General features: G+C 65.4%; 22 protein-coding genes. 11 read left to right on the forward strand and 11 right to left on the reverse strand.

Annotated elements, in window-relative coordinates; translation table 11 throughout:
* The first annotated feature begins 115 nt into the window (after positions 1-115).
* Both CH274_RS25975 and CH274_RS25980 read left to right on the forward strand, forming a co-directional pair.
* Positions 116-1,282 carry a DNA recombination protein RmuC gene (locus CH274_RS25975; RefSeq protein WP_032394037.1) on the forward strand — a complete coding sequence of 389 codons (1,167 nt, stop codon included), beginning with the start codon at positions 116-118 and terminating at the stop codon, positions 1,280-1,282.
* Positions 1,283-1,302: 20 nt separating this feature from the next.
* On the forward strand, positions 1,303-2,418 hold the full coding sequence (locus CH274_RS25980) for a DUF6542 domain-containing protein (RefSeq protein WP_179275863.1): 1,116 nt from the start codon (positions 1,303-1,305) through the stop codon (positions 2,416-2,418).
* Positions 2,419-2,504: 86 nt separating this feature from the next.
* On the opposite strand, the gene CH274_RS25985 is transcribed toward CH274_RS25980, so the two are convergent.
* The gene (locus CH274_RS25985) at positions 2,505-3,512 is read right to left on the reverse strand and encodes a 4-hydroxy-3-methylbut-2-enyl diphosphate reductase (RefSeq protein ID WP_045199125.1); all 1,008 of its coding nucleotides are present in this window, start codon (positions 3,510-3,512) and stop codon (positions 2,505-2,507) included.
* A gap of 122 nt (positions 3,513-3,634) precedes the next feature.
* On the opposite strand from CH274_RS25985, the gene CH274_RS25990 reads away from it, so the two are divergent.
* Genes CH274_RS25990 through CH274_RS26000 form a run of 3 tightly spaced genes read left to right on the forward strand, consistent with a single transcriptional unit; the run spans position 3,635 to position 5,747 of the window.
* Positions 3,635-4,252, forward strand: coding sequence for a lipid droplet-associated protein (locus tag CH274_RS25990; RefSeq protein WP_094659340.1), 618 nt, complete (start codon positions 3,635-3,637; stop codon positions 4,250-4,252).
* Positions 4,249-5,511: an exodeoxyribonuclease VII large subunit gene (xseA, locus tag CH274_RS25995; protein WP_045199124.1), complete on the forward strand. Its 1,263-nt coding sequence runs from the start codon at positions 4,249-4,251 to the stop codon at positions 5,509-5,511. The genes CH274_RS25990 and xseA overlap by 4 nt, the downstream gene beginning before the upstream one ends.
* Before the next feature lie 14 nt (positions 5,512-5,525).
* Entirely contained in the window at positions 5,526-5,747 is a 222-nt protein-coding gene (locus CH274_RS26000; RefSeq protein WP_032394033.1) for an exodeoxyribonuclease VII small subunit, read from the forward strand.
* On the opposite strand, the gene CH274_RS26005 is transcribed toward CH274_RS26000, so the two are convergent.
* Complete coding sequence (locus CH274_RS26005; RefSeq protein ID WP_094646963.1) at positions 5,744-6,316, reverse strand: DUF4245 domain-containing protein; 573 nt, start codon at positions 6,314-6,316, stop codon at positions 5,744-5,746. The two genes, CH274_RS26000 and CH274_RS26005, sit on opposite strands and share 4 nt — an antisense overlap.
* A gap of 135 nt (positions 6,317-6,451) precedes the next feature.
* On the opposite strand from CH274_RS26005, the gene glpX reads away from it, so the two are divergent.
* Together glpX and CH274_RS26015 are read left to right on the forward strand one after the other, a co-directional pair.
* Positions 6,452-7,492, forward strand: a complete 1,041-nt coding sequence (gene glpX, locus CH274_RS26010; protein WP_032394031.1) for a class II fructose-bisphosphatase — start codon at positions 6,452-6,454, stop codon at positions 7,490-7,492.
* A 47-nt stretch (positions 7,493-7,539) separates the two neighbouring features.
* Entirely contained in the window at positions 7,540-8,940 is a 1,401-nt protein-coding gene (locus tag CH274_RS26015) for a class II fumarate hydratase (RefSeq protein ID WP_032394030.1), read from the forward strand.
* 101 nt (positions 8,941-9,041) lie between these two features.
* On the opposite strand, the gene CH274_RS26020 is transcribed toward CH274_RS26015, so the two are convergent.
* Positions 9,042-9,899 (reverse strand): acyl-ACP desaturase, encoded by an 858-nt coding sequence (locus CH274_RS26020; protein ID WP_032394029.1) that lies wholly within the window; start codon positions 9,897-9,899, stop codon positions 9,042-9,044.
* Between the two features lie 129 nt (positions 9,900-10,028).
* On the opposite strand from CH274_RS26020, the gene CH274_RS26025 reads away from it, so the two are divergent.
* Together CH274_RS26025 and CH274_RS26030 are read left to right on the forward strand one after the other, a co-directional pair.
* Entirely contained in the window at positions 10,029-11,621 is a 1,593-nt protein-coding gene (locus tag CH274_RS26025; protein ID WP_094659341.1) for a serine hydrolase, read from the forward strand.
* Positions 11,618-12,025 carry a limonene-1,2-epoxide hydrolase family protein gene (locus CH274_RS26030; RefSeq protein ID WP_094659342.1) on the forward strand — a complete coding sequence of 136 codons (408 nt, stop codon included), beginning with the start codon at positions 11,618-11,620 and terminating at the stop codon, positions 12,023-12,025. The genes CH274_RS26025 and CH274_RS26030 overlap by 4 nt, the downstream gene beginning before the upstream one ends.
* Positions 12,026-12,206: 181 nt before the next feature.
* Here the strand turns inward: CH274_RS26030 and CH274_RS26035 are convergent, their stop codons facing one another.
* From CH274_RS26035 to CH274_RS26045, 3 genes are all read right to left on the reverse strand, one after another.
* Entirely contained in the window at positions 12,207-13,532 is a 1,326-nt protein-coding gene (locus tag CH274_RS26035) for a PhoH family protein (protein ID WP_176459373.1), read from the reverse strand.
* Between the two features lie 428 nt (positions 13,533-13,960).
* Positions 13,961-15,244, reverse strand: a complete 1,284-nt coding sequence (glyA, locus tag CH274_RS26040; protein ID WP_032394025.1) for a serine hydroxymethyltransferase — start codon at positions 15,242-15,244, stop codon at positions 13,961-13,963.
* Between the two features lie 47 nt (positions 15,245-15,291).
* Positions 15,292-16,488, reverse strand: a complete 1,197-nt coding sequence (locus tag CH274_RS26045; protein ID WP_094659343.1) for a DUF885 domain-containing protein — start codon at positions 16,486-16,488, stop codon at positions 15,292-15,294.
* Between the two features lie 135 nt (positions 16,489-16,623).
* Between CH274_RS26045 and coaA the strand changes: the two genes are divergently transcribed.
* Positions 16,624-17,547, forward strand: a complete 924-nt coding sequence (gene coaA, locus CH274_RS26050; protein WP_037191653.1) for a type I pantothenate kinase — start codon at positions 16,624-16,626, stop codon at positions 17,545-17,547.
* 12 nt (positions 17,548-17,559) lie between these two features.
* On the opposite strand, the gene CH274_RS26055 is transcribed toward coaA, so the two are convergent.
* Positions 17,560-18,342 carry an isoprenyl transferase gene (locus tag CH274_RS26055; protein WP_032394023.1) on the reverse strand — a complete coding sequence of 261 codons (783 nt, stop codon included), beginning with the start codon at positions 18,340-18,342 and terminating at the stop codon, positions 17,560-17,562.
* 133 nt (positions 18,343-18,475) lie between these two features.
* On the opposite strand from CH274_RS26055, the gene trhA reads away from it, so the two are divergent.
* The gene (trhA, locus tag CH274_RS26060) at positions 18,476-19,141 is read left to right on the forward strand and encodes a PAQR family membrane homeostasis protein TrhA (RefSeq protein ID WP_032394022.1); all 666 of its coding nucleotides are present in this window, start codon (positions 18,476-18,478) and stop codon (positions 19,139-19,141) included.
* Positions 19,142-19,148: 7 nt separating this feature from the next.
* Here trhA and CH274_RS26065 read toward each other — a convergent pair whose 3' ends face one another.
* The 4 genes from CH274_RS26065 to mca all read right to left on the reverse strand — a co-directional run bounded on the left by CH274_RS26065 (position 19,149) and on the right by mca (position 23,334).
* Complete coding sequence (locus CH274_RS26065; RefSeq protein WP_179275864.1) at positions 19,149-20,069, reverse strand: sensor domain-containing diguanylate cyclase; 921 nt, start codon at positions 20,067-20,069, stop codon at positions 19,149-19,151.
* Between the two features lie 111 nt (positions 20,070-20,180).
* Positions 20,181-22,190, reverse strand: coding sequence for a thioredoxin domain-containing protein (locus tag CH274_RS26070; RefSeq protein WP_094659345.1), 2,010 nt, complete (start codon positions 22,188-22,190; stop codon positions 20,181-20,183).
* Positions 22,190-22,462 carry a hypothetical protein gene (locus tag CH274_RS26075; protein ID WP_032394020.1) on the reverse strand — a complete coding sequence of 91 codons (273 nt, stop codon included), beginning with the start codon at positions 22,460-22,462 and terminating at the stop codon, positions 22,190-22,192. The genes CH274_RS26070 and CH274_RS26075 overlap by 1 nt, the downstream gene beginning before the upstream one ends.
* A complete protein-coding gene (mca, locus tag CH274_RS26080) occupies positions 22,459-23,334 on the reverse strand; it encodes a mycothiol conjugate amidase Mca (protein WP_179275446.1) in 876 nt (291 codons plus the stop codon). The genes CH274_RS26075 and mca overlap by 4 nt, the downstream gene beginning before the upstream one ends.
* Between the last annotated feature and the right edge of the window lie 36 nt (positions 23,335-23,370).

The following is a 23,370-nucleotide window of genomic DNA, read 5'->3' on the forward strand; positions in this document are numbered from 1 at the left end:
CGCTATCGGCAAGCACCGACAAACTATTCGAGGCTCGTCGGCCTGTCGGACGTGAGCTGCGGTCCACAGCCATCGAGAAGCGAAGTTGTCGGTACCGTCCTGCATCATCTGCCCCATGAACATTCTCACCGCGTTCGGACTGCTCGTCGCACTCGGTATCGGCGCGGTCGTCGGCTGGTTGTTGCACGCCTCGCGGATGGGCGATCGCGCCGTACGAGCCGAGGCCCAACTGGCCGCGCTGCGCGAGCACGAGGGCATGCTTCGGCAGTCACTGAGTGCGGTCAACGAGGACTCGGCTCGACGCAATTCGACCGTGATCGGCCAACAGGTCTCGCACCTGGTCGAGCCGTTGCACGACGCCGTCGATGCGCTCTCCGAGCACGTCCGGCAGGTCGAGCACAATCGCATCCGGGCGTACGCGGGACTGTCGGAGCAGGTCACCGGTATGCACCGTGCATCGATGCATCTGTCCACCCAGACCGGTCAGCTGGTCACCGCCCTGCGCGCACCGCAGATCCGGGGCCGGTGGGGCGAGATCCAGCTCGAGCGAGTCGTCGAGCTTGCAGGCATGCTCAAGCACTGCGATTTCGACACTCAGGTCAGCAAGGACGGCATCAGACCCGACATGATCGTTCGTCTCGCCGGCGGACGCCAGATCGTCGTCGACGCCAAGGTGCCGTTCGCGGCGTATCTCGACGCCGCCCAGGACGAGGATCCCGGCGCCCGGGAGAAGAATCTGCGACGCCACGCCAAGCAACTGCGAACCCACATCGACCAGTTGGCCGACAAGGCGTACTGGCAGGCGTTCGAGCCGACGCCGGAGTTCGTCGTACTGTTCGTTCCCGGCGACCCGTTTCTCGACGCGGCCCTGACATCGGACACCGGTCTGCTCGAGTACGCCTTCGGCCGGAACGTGATCCTGGCCACCCCGACCACCCTGGTCGCGTTGCTGCGCACCGTCGCCTACACGTGGAAGCAGGAGTCACTGGCCGAGGACGCCGCACGCATCCAGCAGTTGGGACGTGAGCTGTACACGCGGATCGGTGTCGTCTCGACGCACCTGGACAAGCTCGGTGCCCACCTCGGCAAGGCCGTCGAGTCCTTCAACTCCACCGTCGGGTCGGTCGACACCCGGGTGAGCGTGACGGCGAGAAAGCTGCACGAGCTCGAACTGTTCGACGCCGAGCCGGTGGACATCGCCCGAGTGGACGAGCGTCCCAAACTGTCCGATTCGTCCCGCTACCGGCACGACTTCGGTCATGTCAGCGATGCAGTCGGCTGAACAACGGCTAACCTCGGGGGGTGTCTACCTCCCAACGTGCCCGCTCCGGGGTACCGCTGGATCACCGATCCATCCTCGCGACCCTGCCCGGCGTTCCCGCATGGGGTGCCGTCGCGATCGCCGCGGGACTGACTTTTCTCGGATTTCTGATCGATGCCGCACGCGGTACCGAGCTGACCGGTGCGTTCGCGTTCATGTACATCCTCGGCTGCATCGCCGGCGTCCTTCTGGTCCGCTTCCGCGGACTGTTCACGGCGATGGTGCAAGCCCCACTGATCCTGTTCGTGGCCGTGCCGCTGTCGTACCAGTACTTCACCGACAACGCAGGCACCAGCCTCAAGGACATCATCCTCAACGTTGCCATTCCGTTGGTCAACCGGTTTCCGCTGATGCTGCTCGGCACCGTGGTCGCCGTCGGACTCGGAGTCCTGCGCATCGTGCTCAAACGCCAGAACACGCATGCCCCCACCCTTCGACGAAGCCAGAAGACCGAGGGCACTGTTCGACGCAGCCGCAAGCCCGGCGACGACAAGGCGACCAGAGCCCAGCGCCGGGCACAGGACGAGCGCCCGGAACGGTCCCGCAGGCGCGCAGCTGCAGCCGATCGCAGCACCGACTCCGCGGCCGAGGCCACCGACATCGTGCCCGGGCCGTACGTCGGTCGCAGAAACACCGATTCCCGCCCGCGACCCGACGCCGAACCTCGCTCGAGTTCGAGCCCACGACGATCGGCCGCGTCGGCACCACAGACTCGATACGCCGCCACCGACTCACCTCGGCAGGACTACAAGCCCGAATACCAGAAGCCCGAGTACCCGCGAACGCAGTATCCGCAGGGACAGTCCCGTGAGGCACAGCGACCGCAACCGTCCGAGCCTCGTTTCTCGGCAGAGCCCCGGTATTCGACCGAACCTCGTCGCGAGCGCTCGGCCCGGGTTCACGCTCCTCGCGAGGTCGCCGATCCGTACAGCACCGGAGCCAGGCCCGTCGTGACTCCTCGGACGAACGCTTCCTCGGCACCCGGTTCGCCCGCAGAGGACGGCCAGGGCAATCACGCTCTACCCACCCCGCACCGGGACGACATTCCCCCGCATCCGGTGCCGCGGGTTCGCTACCGCGACCGCCACAGCGACTAGCCCGAACACGAACGAACGCCCCGTATCGGTTCCTGCTCCTGCGCAGGTTTCCGATACGAGGCGTCGACTTTTCGCTGACGTCGCTTCTAGCGAGCGGGACGCAACTCTCGGGGCAGAGAGAACACCAGGGTCTCGTTCGCGGTGGTGACCGGCTGCACGTCTGCATAGCCGTGCTCGGCGAACAGTTCGATGACGCCCTGCACCAGGATCTCCGGTACGGACGCACCCGAGGTGATACCGATCGTCTCGACCCCGTCGAGCCAGGCCAGGTCGATTTCCTTGGCGTAGTCGACGAGGTAGCTCGCTCGCGCACCCGCACCGAGCGCGACCTCGACCAAACGCACCGAGTTGGAGGAGTTCTTGGAGCCGACGACGATCACCAGATCGCATTCCGGTGCCATCGCTTTCACGGCGACCTGACGGTTCTGTGTGGCGTAGCAGATGTCGTCGCTGGGCGGGTCCTGCAGCGTCGGGAAGCGCTCACGCAGTTTCGCGACCGTCAGCATCGTCTCGTCGACACTCAGCGTGGTCTGGGACAGCCAGATGACCTTGTTCTCGTCTCGAACGGTGACGTTGTCGACCGATTCGGGCCCGTCGACCAGCTGAATGTGCTCGGGAGCCTCACCTGCGGTGCCCTCGACCTCCTCGTGACCTTCGTGGCCGATGAGCAGGATGTCGTAGTCGTCTCGGGCGAAGCGCTTGGCTTCCTGGTGCACCTTGGTCACCAACGGGCAGGTGGCGTCGATCGTGCGCAGGTTTCGCTCGGCCGCAGAGGTGTGTACGGCAGGTGAGACACCGTGCGCGGAGAACACCAGCAGCGATCCCTCGGGAACCTCGTCGGTTTCCTCCACGAACACCGCGCCGCGATCGGACAGCGTCTCGACCACATGCCGGTTGTGCACGATCTCCTTGCGCACGTACACCGGCGCACCGTGCTGTTCGAGCGCCTTCTCGACGGTCTCGACCGCACGATCGACACCCGCGCAGTAGCCCCGCGGCTCCGCGAGCAGCACTCGCTTACCCCCGGCGTACGAGGACGCACCCGTACCGGCGGACTGTGCAATACCAAGATTCAGTGGAACAGCCGAAGACATACCTACCAGGATACGTGCACCGAGCGCGGCTACCTCGTTTCCGTGACCTCGAGCCCCGGCTGGAGTGGGTCGTACCGCCTGTCGGCTACCCAAAGTTCACGGTTTCGGGCAGTCTGGTGCACATGACTCGAGTCCCCTTTGCAGCGCGCGTGGCTGCAGGCGTCGCCGTGACCGTCGTGGAAGAGGCTCGCAAGCTTCCCGGTTCCGCCCTGATGCTGCCGATGACGGTCGTCAGCGAGGCACTGGCGCGTGGCATGCGATTCCAGCAGCAGGTGACGGCGCTGGCCATCAAGGGCGATCTGATCATCGCGACCCTGCCGGTCATCGGGACCCCGACCGAGGAGCAGCCCGCCTGGGCCAGCTTCGACGAGGACGGAGACGAGACCTTCGACACCGAGTCGAGATTCGACGCCGCTGTGATCACCGACGACGTCGATGTGCCCGACGCCCCCGTGGCCGAGCCCGTCGCTGCGAACGGCCACTTCGCTCTGTACTCGACGCCTCCGCTGGACGAGCCGGTCCAGGACACCTCGGCCAAGCGCGCTCCCTCCGCCGACAAGCCCGAGATCGTCGAGATGATCGACTTCGACACCCTCGCCCTGGCGCAGCTGCGCGCGCGCCTGCGCACACTCTCGATCGAGGACCTCGAAACCCTGCTCGAGTACGAGAACGACACGCTCTCCCGCGCACCGTTCCAGACGATGCTCGCCAACCGCATCACCACCGCCAAGGCCAAGTGAGCACTCCCCCTACTCAGTCCGGTCCCACCCAACCAGGCGCGAGCACCGCCGAACAGCCATGGCCGGTGCGTACCGTCGCCATGAAGGTCGCCGGCTGGATCGACAAGCTCGGCTCCATCTGGGTGGAGGGGCAGCTCACCCAGATCAACGCTCGCCCCGGCACCAGAACGGCCTTTCTGACACTGCGCGATCCGTCGGCCGACATGTCGCTGTCGGTGACGTGTTCGCCGCAGTTGCTCGATCGTTCACCCGTTCCGCTGACCGAGGGTGCCCGCGTCATCCTCTACGGAAAGCTATCGTTCTTCACCGGCAGGGGAACGATCTCGCTGCGCGCCACGGACATTCGCGCGGTGGGCGTCGGCGAACTGCTGGCTCGCATCGAACGACTCAGAGCCCTGCTCGCCGCGGAAGGATTGTTCGACCCGCGCCTGAAACGTCCGCTGCCGTTCCTACCGGGCACCATCGGCCTGATCACCGCACGCGCCAGCGCAGCCGAGAAGGACGTGCTCACCGTCGCGCAGAGGCGTTGGCCCGCGGTCCGCTTCGAGGTTCGCAACACACCTGTTCAGGGTCCGCAATCGGTGCCGGCGATTCTGGACGCCCTGAAGGAGCTGAACGACGACCCCGCCGTCGACGTCATCATCCTCGCCCGAGGCGGCGGTAGCGTCGAGGATCTGCTGCCGTTCTCCGACGAGGCCCTGTGCCGCGCCATCTCTCGCGCCACCACGCCGATCGTCAGTGCCATCGGCCACGAGCCCGACAGCCCGCTCAGCGATCACGTGGCCGACCTACGGGCCGCAACCCCCACCGATGCCGCCAAACTCGTGGTGCCCGACGCCGTCGCCGAACAAGCTCTCGTCTCGGAATTGAAGTCGAGAAGTGCTGCAGCGCTGCGCAATTGGGTCGAGCGCGAGGCACGCGGCCTGGACATGCTTCGACACCGACCGGTGCTGGCGGACCCACTGGCCGCACTCGAGCAGCGTCGCGAGGAGATTCGGCGGCTGCTCGATGCGGCCAGACGCGACGTACAGCGCGAACTCACCACACAGGACACGCTCGTCGAACATCTGCGGGCCAGGCTGTCGACGCTGGGGCCTGCTGCCACACTTGCTCGAGGCTATGCCGTCGTACAGCGGGTGGTCGCGGGTTCGGATCCCGAGGTTCTGCGTTCGGTCGAGGACGCGCCACCGGGTACACAGATCAGAGTGCGCGTGGCCGACGGTGCCGTCACCGCCGCAGTCATGGGGCGAGTCAAATGACAGAAGGAGTACGCATGAGCGAGAACGACAAGCCGGTATCGGAACTGGGCTACGAGGAGGCCCGCGACGAATTGGTGGGCGTGGTGAAGATCCTCGAGCAGGGCGGGCTCGATCTCGATGCCTCCCTGGCTCTGTGGGAGCGGGGAGAGCAGCTGGCCACTCGCTGCGAGGAGCAGCTCGCCGGTGCCCGCAAGCGGATCGAGACCGCGCTCGCGAGTACCGAGAAGCACAGCTAGGGCGTGAGCGGTTCGGTCACCTCGAGGGACTCGGCCAGCGTGGTGAAGTCCTCGGTGCCGGCAGTACCGCCCAGCAGGATTCGCACGTCACCGAAGTCCGAGACCCAGTACTTTCGCGAGCCCTCCTCGCCGTAGACGACCCAGTCCCGACCCGACACGTTCTGTGTGCCCGACGCGTACACCGTCTCCTCGCCGGCGACGAAGGGAACCAACACTTCCTCGACGGCGCTGGTCTGGGTCAGCTGCAGATACGCACCCGATCCGGTGATGTATCCGACAGTCGACACAGGTCCGCCGTTGTCGCCTGCGATCGTCGGACGACTGCCCGAGTTGGGTGTCCAATCCTCGGGAACAGCCGGATTGCGCACCGGAAAGCCGATTTCGGACGCGTCGTACTGCAGCGCGGTGTCGATGTCGAAGTTGGGGATGGGGCCCTGCTTGGGCCCACCGGGGCTCAGCGAGCACTGACTGGCGATACCGGCGATCAGCAAACATGCGATGACCAGCGGTATGAGCGACCACACCATGTCGCGGCTGTTGTTGAGAATCCGGGGTTTGCTGTTCGCCACCTCACCAGTATCCCCTCTGCGCAGCAGTGCTCGGTCGGCGCGTGCCTCACAGACGACCCGACCCCACCGCGGGCATCACAGAAGTGAGATAATCGCGCCTGGGTAACACCCCACCAACCAGGAGGCTACAAACCGATGACGGCCAGCACCGAGTCCACTCGCGCCATGGCGCCAGATCGCAACCTCGCACTCGAACTCGTACGCGTCACCGAGGCCGGTGCGCTCGCCTCGGGTCGCTGGGTCGGTCGCGGCGACAAGGAAGGTGGCGACGGAGCAGCAGTCGACGCCATGCGTCAGTTGGTCAGCTCGGTCTCGATGCGCGGCGTCGTCGTCATCGGCGAGGGCGAGAAGGACGAAGCGCCGATGCTCTACAACGGCGAACAGGTCGGCAACGGCAACGGCCCCGAGGTCGACTTCGCCGTCGATCCCGTCGACGGCACAACGCTGATGGCCAAGGGCATGCCCAACGCCATCTCCGTTCTCGCGGTCGCCGAGCGCGGTGCCATGTTCGATCCGTCCGCCGTCTTCTACATGAAGAAGATCGCCGTCGGACCCGACTTCGCCGACGTCATCGACATCACCGCACCGGTCGCGGAGAACATCGCGCGCGTCGCCAAGATCAAGAAGGGATCCTCCTCCGACGTCACGGTGTGCATCCTCGACCGACCCCGGCACGCCGAACTGATCCAGCAGGTGCGCGACACCGGCGCTCGCATTCGTCTGATCTCCGACGGCGACGTCGCAGGTGCCATCGCCGCCGCCCGACCCACCTCCCCCATCGACATCCTCATGGGCACCGGCGGAACTCCCGAAGGCATCATCGCGGCGGCCGCGATGCGCTGCATGGGCGGCGTGCACCAGGGCATGCTGGCTCCGACCGACGACGACGAACGCCAGAAGGCGATCGACGCCGGACACGATCTCGATCGCGTCCTGTCCACCGAAGATCTGGTCTCGGGCGAGAACGTCTTCTTCACCGCGACCGGCGTCACCGACGGCGACCTGCTCCAGGGCGTCCGATACTCGGGCGGCGGTGCACACACGCAGTCCATCGTGATGCGCTCGAAGTCCGGCACCGTCCGCATGATCGACGCGTACCACCAGCTCAACAAGCTCAAGGAGTACTCGACCATCGACTTCGACGGCGACACCTCCGGCGCCATCCCGTCCTTCTGACCGTCCGCTCGACGAAGTTTCCGCTCCCCTACCGAGGCAAGAGGTCAATGACAGAGAACGAACAGCAGTTCCGGATCGAGCACGACACGATGGGAGAGGTTCGCGTTCCTATCGATGCGCTCTGGCGTGCCCAGACGCAGCGTGCCGTGGAGAACTTCCCCATCTCGGGCCGTCCGCTCGAGCGCACTCAGATTCGCGCGATGGGCCTGCTCAAAGCAGCCTGCGCGCAGGTCAACAAAGACCTCGGTCTGCTCGACGGCACGCTGGCCGACGCGATCATCGCCGCCGCAACCGAGATCGCCGACGGCAAGCACGACGACCAGTTCCCGATCGACGTCTTCCAGACCGGCTCGGGCACCAGCTCGAACATGAACGCCAACGAGGTCATCGCGTCGATCGCCAAGGCGGCAGGCGTCGAGGTGCACCCCAACGACCACGTGAACATGTCGCAGTCCTCCAACGACACGTTCCCGACGGCCACTCACGTCGCCGCCACCGAGGCAGCCGTGACGTCGCTCGTGCCCGCACTGCGTCACCTCCACGAGGCTCTCGTGACCAAGGCAACGGAGTGGAAGCACGTCGTCAAGTCCGGCCGCACCCACCTCATGGACGCCGTTCCGGTCACCCTCGGTCAGGAATTCGGCGGTTACGCCCGTCAGATCGAAGCAGGCATCGAACGCGTCGAGGCCACCCTGCCGCGGCTCGGTGAACTGCCCATCGGCGGCACCGCCGTCGGCACCGGACTCAACGCACCCGACGGCTTCGGCCCGAAAGTCGTTGCCGCACTGGTTGAGTCGACCGGCATCGACGCACTGACCGCCGCCAAGGATTCGTTCGAGGCGCAGGCCGCACGTGACGGACTCGTCGAGGCATCGGGCGCACTGCGCACCATCGCGGTCTCACTGACCAAGATTGCCAACGACATTCGCTGGATGGGATCGGGACCGCTCACCGGACTCGGCGAGATCGCCCTCCCCGACCTGCAGCCCGGTAGCTCCATCATGCCCGGCAAGGTCAATCCCGTTCTGCCCGAGGCTGTTACGCAGGTCGCAGCTCAGGTCATCGGCAACGACGCCGCAGTCGCATTCGGCGGCGCGTCGGGCGCATTCGAGCTCAACGTGTACATCCCGATGATGGCGCGCAACGTGCTCGAGTCGTTCAAGCTGCTCGCCAACGTCTCGGTACTGTTCGCCGACAAGTGTGTCGTCGGCCTCGAAGCCAACGTCGAGCACCTCAAGACCCTCGCCGAGTCCTCGCCGTCCATCGTGACGCCGCTGAACTCCGCGATCGGCTACGAGGAAGCCGCCGCCGTTGCCAAGCAGGCACTGAAGGAGAAGAAGACGATCCGTCAGACGGTCATCGACCGCGGACTGATCGGCGACAAGCTCAGCGAAGCCGAACTCGACAAGCGCCTCGACGTCCTCGCCATGGCGAAGGTCAAGGACTAGCTTTCCCGTTCGCCCGCCGAACCCCTGAACGCGTGAATGGTCCATTGCACCGCCGAGACGTGTGCAATGGACCATTCACGCTTTCGAAAGGGGCCGAACAATCAGGCGAGGTGAGCGAGTTCCTCGCGTGCCTTCAGGCCGTCCTCGCCCAGATCGGTGCGATCGAAGATCTTCCAGCCCGCGAGCAGCGGCTTGAACACCTTCTCGCGTTCCTGATCGGCGTCGTAGATTCCGGCTTCGGCGAGAGCGGCGGTGCTGCTGCCGCGGTCCGGCAGGTCGACCTCGGGAATCTTGAATCCGTTGATCCGGTCTGCGATGGCGCGGGCGGCCTGATCGGGAACCACGGCGAAGGCCTCGTTCAGAATATTGGCGTAGAACGTCGACTGCAGGGCGTCGTCGTCGGCGATCTTGCCGAGGATGGTGGCCAACACCGGATCCTTGCCGAGAGCGATGGTGTTGCGGTTACGCAGGGCGGCAGCGGCCTCCTCGATGGCGAAATGCGCCAGGATGTCGAGCAGATGCTGACTGGGCGCATCGTATCCGAGCGTCATGTGCTCCATCCGTACCCGCTCCAGGGCGACCGGATCGACTGCGCGGGTGAGCACCAGGAAGTTGCGCAACACTATCGACTGCCGGTTCTCCTCCGACGTCCATCGGCCGGTCCACTTCCACCAGGCACCGAGGCCGGTGAGCGCGTGGGCCAGTTCGCGGTGGTACGCAGGCAGGTTGTCGGCCACCAGCACGCCGACCGTGGCGGACAGGATTTCGACATCGCTGAGATGCGACTGCTCGGGCGACCAGTCCTCGCCACCGAGGAACGCGAAGTTCTTGCCGTCGTCGAACGGCGCGAGGTCATGGGGGTGCCAATCGCTCGCTGCCTCGATGTGGCGTCGTAGATTCTCTTCGACCGCGGGCTCCAAACGGACCAGCAGATCACCGTCGGACAGGTTCGTAGACATGCGGTAACCGTAGCGCCTGCGCCCGAGTGCCCGACGTCGCGCCCCTGACCATTGTGAATTCTCCTAACGCCAGGTCGTTGCGGGTCTATTCTCATGTGCATCCAATCATCGAAGTGAGGACTCCTCGTGATGCGGTCGGGTCGAAATTCTCTGTGTCTTGTTGCTGTGTGCTCTCTGATCGTGCTGGTCGGATGCTCGAACGACGCACCGACCGCAGACAGTCCCCCGACATCCGAGCCCGCGCCGACCAGTGACCTGTCCCCAGGTCAGGTCGCGGGCGTCGATGTTCCGGCCGGCCGCGTCGACGATGCCGTCGGCAAGCTCGACGGCATCGCCGAGGAGCTGATGGCATCGTCGAACATCCCCGGGATGGCCATAGCCGTCGTGCACGGATCCGACGTCGTCTACTCGAAGGGGTTCGGCGTCCGCGAAGTGGGCTCGGACGACCCCGTCGACGGTGACTCGGTGTTCCAGTTGGCGTCGCTGTCCAAATCGGTGGGTGCGACGGTCATCGCGTCCCAGGTGGGAGCGGGCGTGGTCGACTGGTCGACTCCGGTGGTCTCGGAATTGCCGTGGTTCGCGCTCGACGACCCGTGGGTGACCCAGAACGTCACGGTCGGCGACTTCTATGCGCATCGAAGCGGGCTGCCCGAGCACGAAGGCGATCTGCTCGAGGACCTCGGTTACGACCGCAGACAGATTCTCGAACGCCTGCGCGAGGTCCCCCTCGACCCGTTCCGCTCCACGTACCACTACACCAACTTCGGCATCACGGCTGCGGCCGAGGCCGTCGCTGCGGCGTCGGGCAAGGACTGGGACACCCTCAGCCAGGACACGATCTACGGCCCGCTCGGCATGACCTCGACCAGCTCGTCGTTCGCGGACTACATCGCTCGGGCCGACCGGGCCGTACCCCACGTACTCGTCGACGGCGAGTACGTGGCGAAGTACCAGCGGGAACCCGATCCACAGACCCCGGCCGGTGGCGTCAGTTCCTCGGTGAACGACCTCGCGAAGTGGCTGACGATGCTGATCGCCGACGGAAACCACGACGGACGACAGCTCGTGGACCCCGAAGCCCTCCTGCCCGCGATCAGCGCGCAGATCGTCTCGAGCCCGTCGGAGACACCGGATTCACGCGCCGGCTACTACGGCTACGGATTCAACGTCTCCACCAGTGCGGCCGGTCGCACGACGGTGAGCCATTCGGGAGCATTCGCGCTCGGAGCGGGCACCAACTTCGTCTGGATTCCATCCCTCGACGTGGCCATCGTCGTACTGACCAATGCCGCACCCATCGGCATCGCCGAAACGGTGACCGCCGAGTTCGCTGACCTCGTCCAGTTCGGCGAGGTGCGGGAGGACTGGCGAACGCTGTACAAGAACGCCTTTGCCGGCATGAGCGAACCGGAGGGCGAGCTCGCAGGCAAGACCCCGCCCACGAATGCCGCTGCACCACAACCTCTCACGTCGTACACAGGGGTGTACCAGAACAGCTATTGGGGGCCTGCGACGATAACGGAGGTCAACGGGAAACTGGTGTTGGCCATCGGGCCGAACGGAACCTCCTACGAGTTGTCGCCCTGGGACGGTGATACGTTCACGTTCGAGCCGACCGGTGAGAATGCACCCGACGGAACCGTTTCCGAGGCGACGTTCGACGGGAACACGCTGACCCTGGAGTTCTTCGACGGCGATGGATTGGGACGATTCACCAAGTGACCGACACACAGCAGGCAACCGAAACCGTAGTAGATCTGTTCGACGCGTTGAGAAGTCGAGACACCGAGCGCGCCATGTCGCTCCTCGACGAACGCGTCGTGTGGCACAACGTCGGCTTACCGAAGGTTCGCGGCCACTCGAACGTGGGCAGGTTCATGGCGACGCTCGCCAAGCCTGCGTTCGGCTTCGACGTGATCGTGCACAACATCGCTGCAGACGCAGACGTCGTGCTCACCGAGCGCACCGATGTGCTGATCTGGCGACGACTCCGAATCGAGTTCTGGGTGTGCGGAACCTTCGAGCTGCGCGACGGCAAAGTAGCCGTGTGGCGGGACTACTTCGACAATGTCGACTTCCTGAAAGGGTTTGTGCGAGGGGCATTCCGGGCCGTGCTCGGCCAGTGACCCCTGTGAGCGGAACTTCGTAGTGGGGTACGAGGCAGGAGTGGAGCCTGCGAAACGACCCTGAAGGCAGGAGTGGAGCCTGCGAAACGACCCTGAAGGCAGGAGTGGAGCCTGCGGAACGACCCTGAAGGCAGGAGTGGAGCCTGCGGAACGACCCGCAGGCTCCACGCTCCCAGGGGGGTCAGGCTCCCGAAGGCCCGAACTCTTCGAGCATTTCCGTCACCAGTGCCGCGATGGGTGAACGTTCGCTGCGGGTGAGGGTGATGTGCGCGAAAAGTGGGTGGCCCTTGAGCTTTTCGATCACTGCAGCGACGCCGTCGTGTCGTCCGACGCGCAGGTTGTCTCGCTGAGCGACGTCGTGGGTGAGTACGACGCGTGAGCCCGAACCGAGCCGGGACAGAACCGTCAGCAGCACGTTGCGTTCGAGTGACTGCGCCTCGTCGACGATCACGAAGGAGTCGTGCAGCGATCGGCCGCGAATGTGCGTCAGTGGCAACACTTCCAGCATTCCGCGGGCGATGACCTCCTCCATCACCTCCGGGCTCGCGAGCCCTTCGAGGGTGTCGAAGACCGCCTGACCCCAGGGGCCCATCTTTTCGCTCTCGCTACCGGGGAGGTAGCCGAGCTCCTGGCCACCGACGGCGTAGAGAGGCCGGAAGACAACGACTTTGCGGTGCGAGCGACGTTCGAGAACGGCCTCCAGTCCGGCGGTCAGCGCCAGAGCGGACTTACCGGTGCCTGCTTTTCCGCCGAGCGAGACGATGCCGATGCTCTCGTCGAGCAGAAGATCCAGCGCCACTCGCTGTTCCGCCGAACGGCCGTGCAGGCCGAACGCCTCACGTTCGCCGCGCACGAGTTGGATCTGCTTGTCCGGCGTGACGCGACCCAGTGCACTCTGCCGTCCGGCAAGCAGTCGAACTCCCGTGTGACACGGCAGGTCTCGCGCTTCCACGAGGTCGATGACGCCGTCGTTGAACAGCGTGTCGACTGCGTCGGACGGTACTTCGAGTTCGGTCATTCCGGTCCAACCGGACGGCACCACGTCGTGTGCGTGGTATTCGTCGGCGGGGAGACCGACGGCACCGGCCTTGACGCGCAACGGAATGTCCTTGCTGACGAGCACGACGTCCTTGCCCTCTGCCTTCAGATTGAGGGCACAGGCGAGGATTCGAGAATCGTTGGAGTCGGTGCGGAATCCGACGGGAAGTACCGAGGGATCGGTGTGATTGAGCTCGACTTGCAGTGTGCCGCCCGATGTTCCGATGGGAACCGGCTGGTCGAGTCGACCGAACTCGACGCGCAGGTCGTCGAGCATGCGCAAGGATTCCCGCGCGAACCATCCCAATTCGTGATGGTGGCGTTTGCCCTCCAACTCGCTGATGACGATCAGCGGAAGTACCACATTGTGCTCGGCGAACCGGATGACTGCCCACGGATCCGAAAGCAGGACCGAGGTATCGAGCACGAATGTCCGAAGAGGGGCGGAAACGGAGCGTGAAGTGGTCACGTGGGGCTCCTACGTCTGCGCGGTACCGCGCAAACTCTGTCGCTCGGCCGGTCGGGTCCGATGTGTCAGGTGACACGAGGACCGGGTACCGGCCCTCTCGCGCTCACTAGCTCAGTCACGTATCAGAACCTCCCGCACAGGTAGCTTCCCCGCTGCCTGTTACTGCCGACGGTACCGCCGAAATCGAGGTTCGGCTCGTTGGAAGTCTGGCGTGTCGGTGAACAACGCGTTACGGCCGAATCGACCCAGGTCGGCAATCGAGCGGTGCCGAGAGTGCCCTCCCCGGATGCGTCAATGGACCACTGCATACGTCTGGGCGCTGCAATGGTCCATTGACCCAGACCAGGGTTCTGCGTGAATGGACCACTGCATTCGTCCGAGCGGTGCAATGGTCCATTCACGCGGACCGGGTGGGCGCGAGTGCTGGGTCAGCCCAGCAGTCCCCAGTCTTCGAGGCCCTCGTACAGTGGCTTGCTCTGTGCCAACTTCACGACGCGGTCCTTGAGGGAATCGCTGGCCTCGCCGGTGGCCAGGGCGGTGCCGATGATGTCGGCCACCTCGGTGAACTCGGCCTCGCCGAATCCGCGGGTTGCCAGTGCGCCGGTGCCGATGCGCAGGCCGGAGGTGACCATCGGCGGACGCGGGTCGAAGGGCACTGCGTTGCGGTTGACGGTGATGCCGACCTCGTGCAGGAGGTCCTCGGCCTGTTGGCCGTCGAGCTCGGAGTTGCGCAGGTCGACGAGCGCGAGGTGCACGTCGGTGCCGCCGGTGAGGACGGAGATGCCCTTGTCGGCGACGTCGGCACCGGTGAGGCGATCGGCGAGCAGCGATGCACCGAGGAGGGTGCGTTCCTGGCGTTCCTTGAATTCGGGTGTCGCAGCGATCTTGAAGGCGACGGCCTTGGCAGCGATGGCGTGCATCAGCGGCCCGCCCTGCTGGCCGGGGAACACTGCGGAGTTGAGCTTCTTGGCCCATTCCTTCTTGGCCAGGATGATGCCGGAGCGGGGTCCACCGAGGGTCTTGTGCACGGTCGAGGAGACGACGTCCGCGTACGGCACGGGCGAGGGGTGCACGCCTGCGGCGACGAGTCCGGCGAAGTGCGCCATGTCCACCCAGAGCAGTGCGCCCACTTCGTCGGCGATGGAGCGGAACGCAGCGAAGTCCTGGTGGCGCGGGTAGGCAGACCAGCCGGCGATGAGCACCTGCGGCTTGGCGGCGATGGCCTGCTTGCGCACCTCGTCCATGTCGATCCGGTGGTCTTCCTTCGACACCCCGTACGACTCGACCTCGTAGAGCTTGCCCGAGAAGTTGAGCTTCATGCCGTGCGTGAGGTGGCCGCCGTGCGCCAGGTCGAGGCCCATGATCTTGTCGCCCGGGTTGATCAGGGCCATCAGCACCGCGGCATTGGCCTGTGCGCCTGCATGCGGCTGCACGTTGGCGAACTCGGCACCGAAGAGTTCCTTCGCGCGGTTGCGCGCGAGATCCTCGACGATGTCGACGTGCTCGCAACCGCCGTAGTAGCGGCGACCGGGGTAGCCCTCGGCGTACTTGTTGGTCAGGACGCTGCCCTGGGCCTGCAACACCGCGCGGGGGACGAAGTTCTCCGAGGCGATCATCTCGAGAGTGTCGCGCTGACGCCCCAGCTCACCGGCCATCGCCTCGGCGACCTCGGGATCGAGTTCGGCCAGTGACAGGTTGTTGACGTCAGTCATAACAGGAGTCTCCAAAGGGACAGCAGAATGAAGGGGGCTCGGCCAGTTTACGAGACGCGCACTGCACCGGGTGTCAGTGGCTCGTCGAGCAGCCTGCCGAACAGCTGTGCGCGCTCACTCGCCGTCTCGCCACGGTCGAGCCAGCCGGCCAGCAGCTTGTAGCCCTCGACGTACGTGCTGATGTACGCCCGCCACAGCGGGGAGGACAGAAACCGCAGGCTGTGCCGGGCGCGCTGCGGCGATGCCAACGACCATCGCTCCAGGTAGGCGGCTACGTCGTCCTCGCTCTTGTGCTGATCGTGCAGCAGCAGCGCGGCGTCCTGGCGCACCCCCAGCAGCCGGCTCGACGCGGCCGCGAGACGCTCGGCCTTGTCGCCGTCGAACCGCAGACCCAGATCGGCGTAGATCTCCTGCGCCCACAGGCCCCAGCCCTCGCCCACGATGGCCCCGAGGGCGTGATCGGCCAGGCCCTCGGCCATCAAGCACTGCGGGGTGTTGACCAGGAACAGCGTCTGCTCCAGCTGGCCTGCACCGACCAGGCCGGTCTCCTTGCGGCAGTGCTCGGTGTGGTGGCCGGGATAGGACTCGTGCGCGATCAGGTGCGGCAGGTTGGCCATCTGCTGCTCGATGTCGGAGTTGATCGCGACGGTCGACCGGTAGTCACCGAGGTAGTAGTTGAACCCCGACCACGGCTTGTCGCCGACGACCTCGTAGGTCACTTTCTCGGTGTCGGGCAGTGTGTACTCGGCGCGGACGCGGTCGCGCAGTGCGGACGAGAACGCCTCGACACAGTCCTGCAGTCGGTCGGCCGGAATCACGTCGGCTCGGCGATGCGCGATCAACCGTTCGCCCAGCGACCCGGGACCGGCGAGGACCTCGTCCATCATGCGGTGTGCCTGCAGGTACTGGTCCTGATCGCCCGCGGAGATTCGGACGTCGAAGTAGGCGTAGACCTCGTCGACGAAGCCGATGTCCTCGCCTGCGAACTTGCGTGCCGAGCATTCGAGTGCGCGCAGGTGGACGTCCAGGAACGTCGTGCGCTGGGGCGTCAGATCGACGTTGCCGAGCTCGGCGCGCAGTGTCTGTGACCGACGGATCAGCTCACGCGGCTCGGGCGCGGGGGCGTTCTCGGTGATACGACGTAACTCGGGATCGCCGGTGTACGCGTCGACGAATCCGTCTTCGAGCCGGTCGAAACTCAGGCCCAGCAGCAGGTATTCACGAACGAGGGAAGCAGCATCCATAACCGAACCCTAGTACGGCGAACGACCCCGCCCGTGCGCGATCGACCGGCACCGAGCACAATCTGGAACCATGCGACTCGCGCTCGACAGGAGCTCAGCCGAACCCTCCGCAGCTCCGACCTGTTGGAGCGGTGCGTGAGCGAGTCCAGTCCGTACGTCGAGTTCGACCGTGTGCAGTGGCGCACGCTGCGCCAATCCACGCCGTTGGTGCTGACCGAGGAAGAACTCGTCGGTCTGCGTGGTCTGGGTGAACAGATCGATCTCGACGAGGTGGCGGAGGTTTATCTGCCGCTGGCACGACTGATTCACCTCCAGGTCGCGGCTCGGCAACGACTCTTCGCCGCGACCGCGACGTTCCTCGGCGAGAAGCACCCCGACCGTCAGGTCCCGTTCGTCATCGGTGTCGCGGGCAGTGTCGCCGTCGGCAAGTCGACGACGGCCCGTGTGCTGCAGGCACTCCTGGCTCGATGGGACCACCATCCGCGGGTCGATCTGGTCACCACCGACGGATTCCTGTATCCGACGGCCGAGCTCATGCGTCGAGGCATACTGCACCGCAAGGGATTTCCCGAGAGTTACGACAGGCGCAAACTGCTCAGATTCGTCACCGAGGTCAAGTCCGGTACCGAAGAGGTCGGCGCACCGGTTTATTCGCACGTCTCGTACGACATCGTCAAGGGCCAGTACCACATGGTCCGTCAGCCGGACATCCTGATCGTGGAGGGGCTCAACGTTTTACAGACCGGACCACGGTTGATGGTCTCGGATCTGTTCGACTTCTCGATCTACGTCGACGCGCGGATCGAGGACATCGAGAGTTGGTACGTCAAACGCTTTCTCGCATTGCGTAAGACGTCCTTCACCGATCCGTCCTCGCACTTCCACCACTACGCAGGCCTGTCCGACGACCACGCGCAGATCGCGGCCGAGGATCTGTGGCATTCGATCAACCTGCCCAACCTGGTGGAGAACATCCTGCCCACGCGACCGCGAGCGACGATGGTGCTGCGCAAGGACAACGACCACGCGATCAACCGGCTGCGGCTTCGTAAGCTGTAGTGCCGAACTCGATCAGATACCGAAACGTCGGTGTCTGGCCGCGAAGTCGCGCAGCGCACGCAGGAAGTCGACGCGACGGAATTCGGGCCAGTAGGCCTCGGTGAACCAGATTTCCGAGTACGCGCTCTGCCACAGCAGGAAGCCGGACAGTCGCTGTTCGCCCGAGGTGCGGATGACGAGATCCGGATCGGGTTGGCCGGAGGTGTAGAGGTGACTGCCGATCTCGTCGACGTTGATCGACGCCACCAGGTCGTCGCCGCTGACGCCCTCGGCGATCTTCTCGCTGACCAGGGACTGCACGGCGTCGGCGATTTCCTGCCGCCCGCCGTATCCGACGGCGACATTGACGTGCGTTCCGGATCGTCCCTCGGTCAGCGCTGCTGCTTCCTTGAGCCGACGCGCGGTCGACGCGGGGAGCAGATCGAGGGTGCCGACGAGTTTGACGCCCCAGTTCATCTCGGGTCCGCAGATCTCCTCGACGACGTCGGTGATGATGTCGAGCAGTGAATCCAATTCGTCCGCATCTCGGCGCAGGTTCTCGGTGGAGAGCAGGTAGATGGTGGCCATCTCGATTCCGGCCGCGTCACACCAGCCGAGCATCTCGGCGATCTTCAGGGCTCCCATCCGGTGCCCGTGCGCGACGTCGGTGAACCCGTTCTCGCGCGCCCAGCGGCGATTGCCGTCGCACATCACCGCCACGTGCCGAGGGTGCTGAACCCCTTCGAGCTGGCTCAGCAGACGCCGCTCGTACACGTTGTAGAGAACGCCGCGGACCTTCTGCGGAATGATCACCACTGCTTCGTCACCGCTGCTCTCATCACCACGAAGGATCACCTTACGCCGACGTCTGCGAGCCGGTCGCCGGTACAGTAGCGTCAGAACCTACGGTGGCGTAGGTTTCGCCGGCGGTACGGAGAGGTCATCTTTCATGACGATGTTCGGACTGGACGAGATTCCCGTCAAACCACGTATGCGCGGCTGGATTCACCTGTACGCGTTCGGCGTGGCGGTGGTGTGCGCGATCACCCTCGTCACCCTCGCGTTCAGCATGGTCTCGGTCAGTGCGGGTGTGGCCGTGAGCGTGTATTCCGTCACCGTCTGCGGCGTGTTCGGGGTCAGTGCCACCTACCATCGCGTGCACTGGAAAACCGCGGCGTCGCAGATCTGGATGAAGCGCGCCGATCATTCGATGATCTTCCTGTTCATCGCAGGTAGCTACACCCCGTTCGCCGTGCTGGGTCTACCCGCCTCGACCGGACGCGTGCTGCTCGTCGTCGTGTGGGTCGGGGCCCTCGCCGGGGTGGCACTGAAGATGTTGTGGCCCACAGCTCCCCGATGGGTCGGGGTACCGCTGTACCTACTCCTCGGCTGGGCGATCGTCCCGGTCGCACCCGCGCTGATCGAGCACGTCGGCTTCGCACCGTTTCTGTTGCTGCTCGTGGGCGGGGTGTTCTACAGCGTCGGGGCCGTGCTGTACGCCACCAAGTGGCCGAATCCTTGGCCCACCACCTTCGGCCATCACGAGTTCTTCCACGCCGCGACGGTCCTGGCGGCAACCTGCCACCTGGTCGCCGTGTGGCTCGTACTGTTCTGATCCGCCCTCAGGTGCTTCGAGCTGCCTTGTCTCGATACATCAGTGCGTCGGCGCGCTGAATCAGTCGATCTCTCGACTCCCCCGGCTCACGCACGGCAACGCCGACACTCACCGACACCCCGAGCAGATTCGATCCGAACGGCACCGGCTCTCCGCAGATCGCCGACCTCACCGAATCCGCGATATGGGCGCTGTCGGTCCCCTTCGCCCCGTCGAACGACACGGCGAACACGAACTCGTCTCCCGCGTACCGACCGACGACGCTCCCGCGCGGCGACCACTGGTGCAGGCGACGTCCTGCTGCCTCCAGAATGGCGTCGCCCGCAGCGTGACCGTGCACGTCGTTGATCGATTTCAGCCTGTCGACGTCGACGAATGCCAGAGCGACCGGCAGATCCTCGACGATCCATTCGTCGACGTGGGCGAGCAAGGGCCCACGTCGCAGCAATCCGGTCAACTCGTCGCGCTCGGCGCGATCGCGCCAACGAACGGTGTCGTCCGCGACGGGATTGACCAGATCCAGCAGCGCGACGATGAACCGACGCCCGGCGATCTTCGCGATTCCGACATGCATCCAGCAGGAGACGACCTCCCCGTCGCCGCGGCGCACTCGACGCAGCGCTCCGATCGGTCGACCCTGATCGGCGGAGCCCGCATCGGGATACCGGTGCTCGAGTTCGACCGCGATGCGCGTCGCGGACGCGCGATCGCCGAGCGGCACGAAATCCGCAACGGGTCGACCGACCATGTCGTCCACCGCGCACCCGAGCACACCCTCGCACAGGATGTTTGCACCGACGACCTCGTACTGCATCGAATGCACCATGGCCGCCATCGGAACCGCGGCCACGAACTCGGCGACAGCAGCGCGTTGTTCGTCGGTCACTGCCTCGTACACGGTGCCCGCACGCATCACACCCTCATTCATGACACCTTCACTCATGACACCGTCGATCCCTTGACAGACGTTCGACCACCCCAGGCCGAGGAAACTCCCGGCAACAGTACTGTTCTCCCGTCGAAGCATCGACGAGCGTCGTCACCTCTGCAGTACGAACGGCAAATCTTCGGCAGACGTCACAGGACGGTCGCACACGAAGCCACGACACACGTACGCCGTTTCGAGGCCGTCGACGGGTGGACGGTCGGTCAGCAGCGCCGACGAATCCGTCACGCCTGCCACCACGACCGAACCGCCAGGAGCAAGCGCCCGCACGACCGAGAGCAGATCACCGCCGGGTGCCGTCGACACCGCAATCTGGATCGGGCCACGAACGGACGCTTCTGCGACCGCCAGCCAGTGCCCGCCGGACCTGGGCGCTCGTTCGAGAATCGACGCCGATCGTGCCAGCGACGCAGCCGCCAGTTCGGCGTAACGCGCAGAGGAGCTGTGATCGACCAATGCAGCTGCGGTGAGCAGTGCCTCGGCCATCGTGGATGCTCCCGACGGGGTGGCCCCGTCGATCGGGTCACGAGGGCGGGTCACGAGAGTCTCGGCGTCGTCGGCGGTGTCGAACCAGCCGCCGACGTCGTCGGGGTCGGCGAAGTGCTCGACCGCGGCGTCGATGATCGACGTCATGCGCTCGGACCAGACCGAATCTCCGGTGGCCTGGAACAGCGCCGCCGCGGCGACCGCGAGACACGCGTAGTCCTCGAGCACACCGATGGCCTCACCCACCGCTCCGCCGAGAGAGGCACGGCGGACCCGCCCGGACTCGACGTGGCCGGCGAACAGCTGCTCGCCGCACTCGACTGCCGCGTCGACCCAACGCGGCTGCCCCAGCCCGGTTCCGGCCTCGACCAGCGCGGTGATCGCCAACCCGTTCCATGCGGTGACGACCTTGTCGTCGCGGCCGGGTTGGGGCCGAGTCGCGCGAGCGGCCGACAGTGCTCCGCGCACCCGGGCGAACCGGTCGTAGTCCTCGGGTTCGGCGGGCAGTTGCAGTACCGACATACCTGCCTCGAACGTGCCTGCCGAATTCACCGCGAACAACCCCGCTGCCCAGACGCCGTCCTCGAAACCGAGAGTCTCGATCAGTTGCTCCGGGGTCCACGCGTAGGTCAGACCCTCTATGCCTTCGGTGTCGGCATCGAGGGCCGACGCGAAACAACCGTTGTCCGTGCGTAGTTCACGGAGCATGAACTCCGCAGTGTCCGACGCCACCCGCCGGGCGAGCGCATCGTCGTCGACCCTGGCCGCGTGCGCGTAGAACCGCAACAGCAGCGCGTTGTCGTAGAGCATCTTCTCGAAGTGCGGGACGACCCACTCGGCATCGACGGAGTAGCGCGCGAATCCCCCGCCCAGCTGGTCGTAGATGCCACCGCGTGCAATGGCCGACGCGGTACGGCGAACGACGCCGAGGACCTTTGTATCGCCGGTGCGCTCGTAGTGGCGAAGCAGACCTTCGAGCAGCGCGCCGGGTGGGAACTTCGGTGCCCGGCCGAAGCCGCCGTAGGTGGTGTCCTCGTCCGCGCAGATCGCCGAGACCGAGGCCGCCAGAGCATCGGCGTCGATCGGGCGTCCACCCGCGGGCACGCCTGCGCTGTGTTTGCGCAGTTCGGTGACGATGTCGGCGGAGGCGTCGAACACTTCCTGTCGCCGCGTCGACCAGGTGTCGGCGATCGCGGTGAGCAACTGCTGGAACGACGGCATTCCCTGACGCGGGGCCGGCGGGAAGTACGTTCCGCAGTAGAACGGCTCGGTGTCGGGGGTCAGGAAACACGTCATCGGCCACCCCCCTTGGCCGGTCATCGCGACGGTGGCGTTCATGTACACCGAGTCGAGGTCGGGTCGTTCTTCGCGATCGACCTTGATGCACACGAAATGCTCGTTCATCGATGCCGCGGTCGCCTCGTCCTCGAACGACTCGTGAGCCATGACGTGGCACCAGTGGCACGCCGAGTATCCGATCGACAGCAGGATGGGAACATCGCGATCACGGGCGGACTGCAGAGCCTGCGGTCCCCATTGCTGCCAGTGCACCGGGTTGTCCGCGTGCTGCCTCAGATACGGGCTGGTGGACTCACCGAGGGCATTGGCGTCGAGCATCAGGGCTCGTCGGTGGCGGCGGGTTCGGTTCGAGTCCGTTCCGGCGGGGACGGATCTGCGATCCCGCCGCGGTCGGTGCCTTCGTCGAGGGCTTGATCCAACGTCGGATCCTCCTTCTCGAACGTGGCGGGCAGACGCTTGATCTTCTTGTTCATGGACCAGATCAACAGTGCCGTTCCGACCAGCAGCGCAACCAGGATCACCAGGCCGATCGGCGATGACTTACCGAACTCGGGACCGGTGGGCTGCTGGGCGAGGATCGACACGATCATTCGGTGGTCTCTTCTATTCCGGCGAACAGGTCCGTCTCGGGCAGCGACGTCGTGACCCGAGTGCGAGCCAACTCGAACTCCTCGGTGGGCCACAGCTTGCGCTGCACGTCCAGCGGCACGGCGAAGAACGACCCGTTGGGGTCGATCTGCGTCGCGTGTGCGCGCAGTGCGTCGTCGCGTTGCTCGAACCAGTCACCGACGGTGACCTGCGTGGTGATGCGACCCATGATCTCGTCGCGCTGTCCGTCCCAACGCTTGAGCCAGTCGACGAACGGGCTCTCCTCGCCGCGATCGATGAACCAATCGTGGAAGAGCTGCATGCGCTTACGGATGAACCCGTGCGAGTAGTAGAGCTTGAGCGGAGTCCAGGGCTCACCGGCGTCGGGGAAGCGTTCGGGATCGCCCGAGGCCTCCCAAGCGGCCATCGAGACCTCGTGGCAGCGGATGTGGTCGGGATGCGGGTAACCGCCGCGCTCGTCGTAGGTGGTGATGACGTGCGGCTTGAACTCGCGCACCACCTTCACCAACGCCTCGGTGGAGACCTCCAACGGGACCAGCGCGAAACAGCCATCGGGGAGAGGCGGTAGAGGATCGCCCTCGGGCAACCCGGAATCCTCGAAGCCGAGCCACGTCTGGCGGACGCCCAGGATGCGGGCGGCCTCCGCCATCTCCTCGCGTCGAACGTCCCGGATGCGCTCGTGCACACCCGGAATGTCCATCGCCGGATTGAGGATGTCGCCCCGCTCGCCGCCGGTGAGCGTGACGACCAGAACCTCGTGCCCTTCGGCCGCGTAGCGAGCCGTTGTCGCAGCACCTTTGCTGGACTCGTCGTCGGGATGGGCATGCACTGCCATGAGCCGCAGTCCGGACACGTTCTTCCTCACCTCGGATTCGCCTGGTTCTTGCCT

This window comes from Rhodococcus sp. 06-418-5 (assembly GCF_002258285.1).
Lineage (GTDB): Bacteria > Actinomycetota > Actinomycetes > Mycobacteriales > Mycobacteriaceae > Rhodococcoides.

Excerpts from the sequence above, each read along its gene's own strand:
- CH274_RS26015 (WP_032394030.1), top strand. The coding sequence starts at position 7,540 with ATGACAGAGAACGAACAGCAGTTCCGGATCGAGCACGACACGATGGGA.
- CH274_RS26000 (WP_032394033.1), top strand. The coding sequence starts at position 5,526 with ATGAGCGAGAACGACAAGCCGGTATCGGAACTGGGCTACGAGGAGGCC.
- trhA (WP_032394022.1), top strand. The coding sequence starts at position 18,476 with ATGACGATGTTCGGACTGGACGAGATTCCCGTCAAACCACGTATGCGC.
- CH274_RS26020 (WP_032394029.1), bottom strand. The coding sequence starts at position 9,899 with ATGTCTACGAACCTGTCCGACGGTGATCTGCTGGTCCGTTTGGAGCCC.
- CH274_RS26070 (WP_094659345.1), bottom strand. The coding sequence starts at position 22,190 with ATGCTCGACGCCAATGCCCTCGGTGAGTCCACCAGCCCGTATCTGAGG.
- glyA (WP_032394025.1), bottom strand. The coding sequence starts at position 15,244 with ATGACTGACGTCAACAACCTGTCACTGGCCGAACTCGATCCCGAGGTC.
- CH274_RS26025 (WP_094659341.1), top strand. The coding sequence starts at position 10,029 with ATGCGGTCGGGTCGAAATTCTCTGTGTCTTGTTGCTGTGTGCTCTCTG.
- CH274_RS26045 (WP_094659343.1), bottom strand. The coding sequence starts at position 16,488 with ATGGATGCTGCTTCCCTCGTTCGTGAATACCTGCTGCTGGGCCTGAGT.
- CH274_RS25990 (WP_094659340.1), top strand. The coding sequence starts at position 3,635 with ATGACTCGAGTCCCCTTTGCAGCGCGCGTGGCTGCAGGCGTCGCCGTG.
- CH274_RS25985 (WP_045199125.1), bottom strand. The coding sequence starts at position 3,512 with ATGTCTTCGGCTGTTCCACTGAATCTTGGTATTGCACAGTCCGCCGGT.
- CH274_RS25975 (WP_032394037.1), top strand. The coding sequence starts at position 116 with ATGAACATTCTCACCGCGTTCGGACTGCTCGTCGCACTCGGTATCGGC.
- CH274_RS26075 (WP_032394020.1), bottom strand. The coding sequence starts at position 22,462 with ATGATCGTGTCGATCCTCGCCCAGCAGCCCACCGGTCCCGAGTTCGGT.
- CH274_RS26065 (WP_179275864.1), bottom strand. The coding sequence starts at position 20,069 with ATGAATGAGGGTGTGATGCGTGCGGGCACCGTGTACGAGGCAGTGACC.
- glpX (WP_032394031.1), top strand. The coding sequence starts at position 6,452 with ATGACGGCCAGCACCGAGTCCACTCGCGCCATGGCGCCAGATCGCAAC.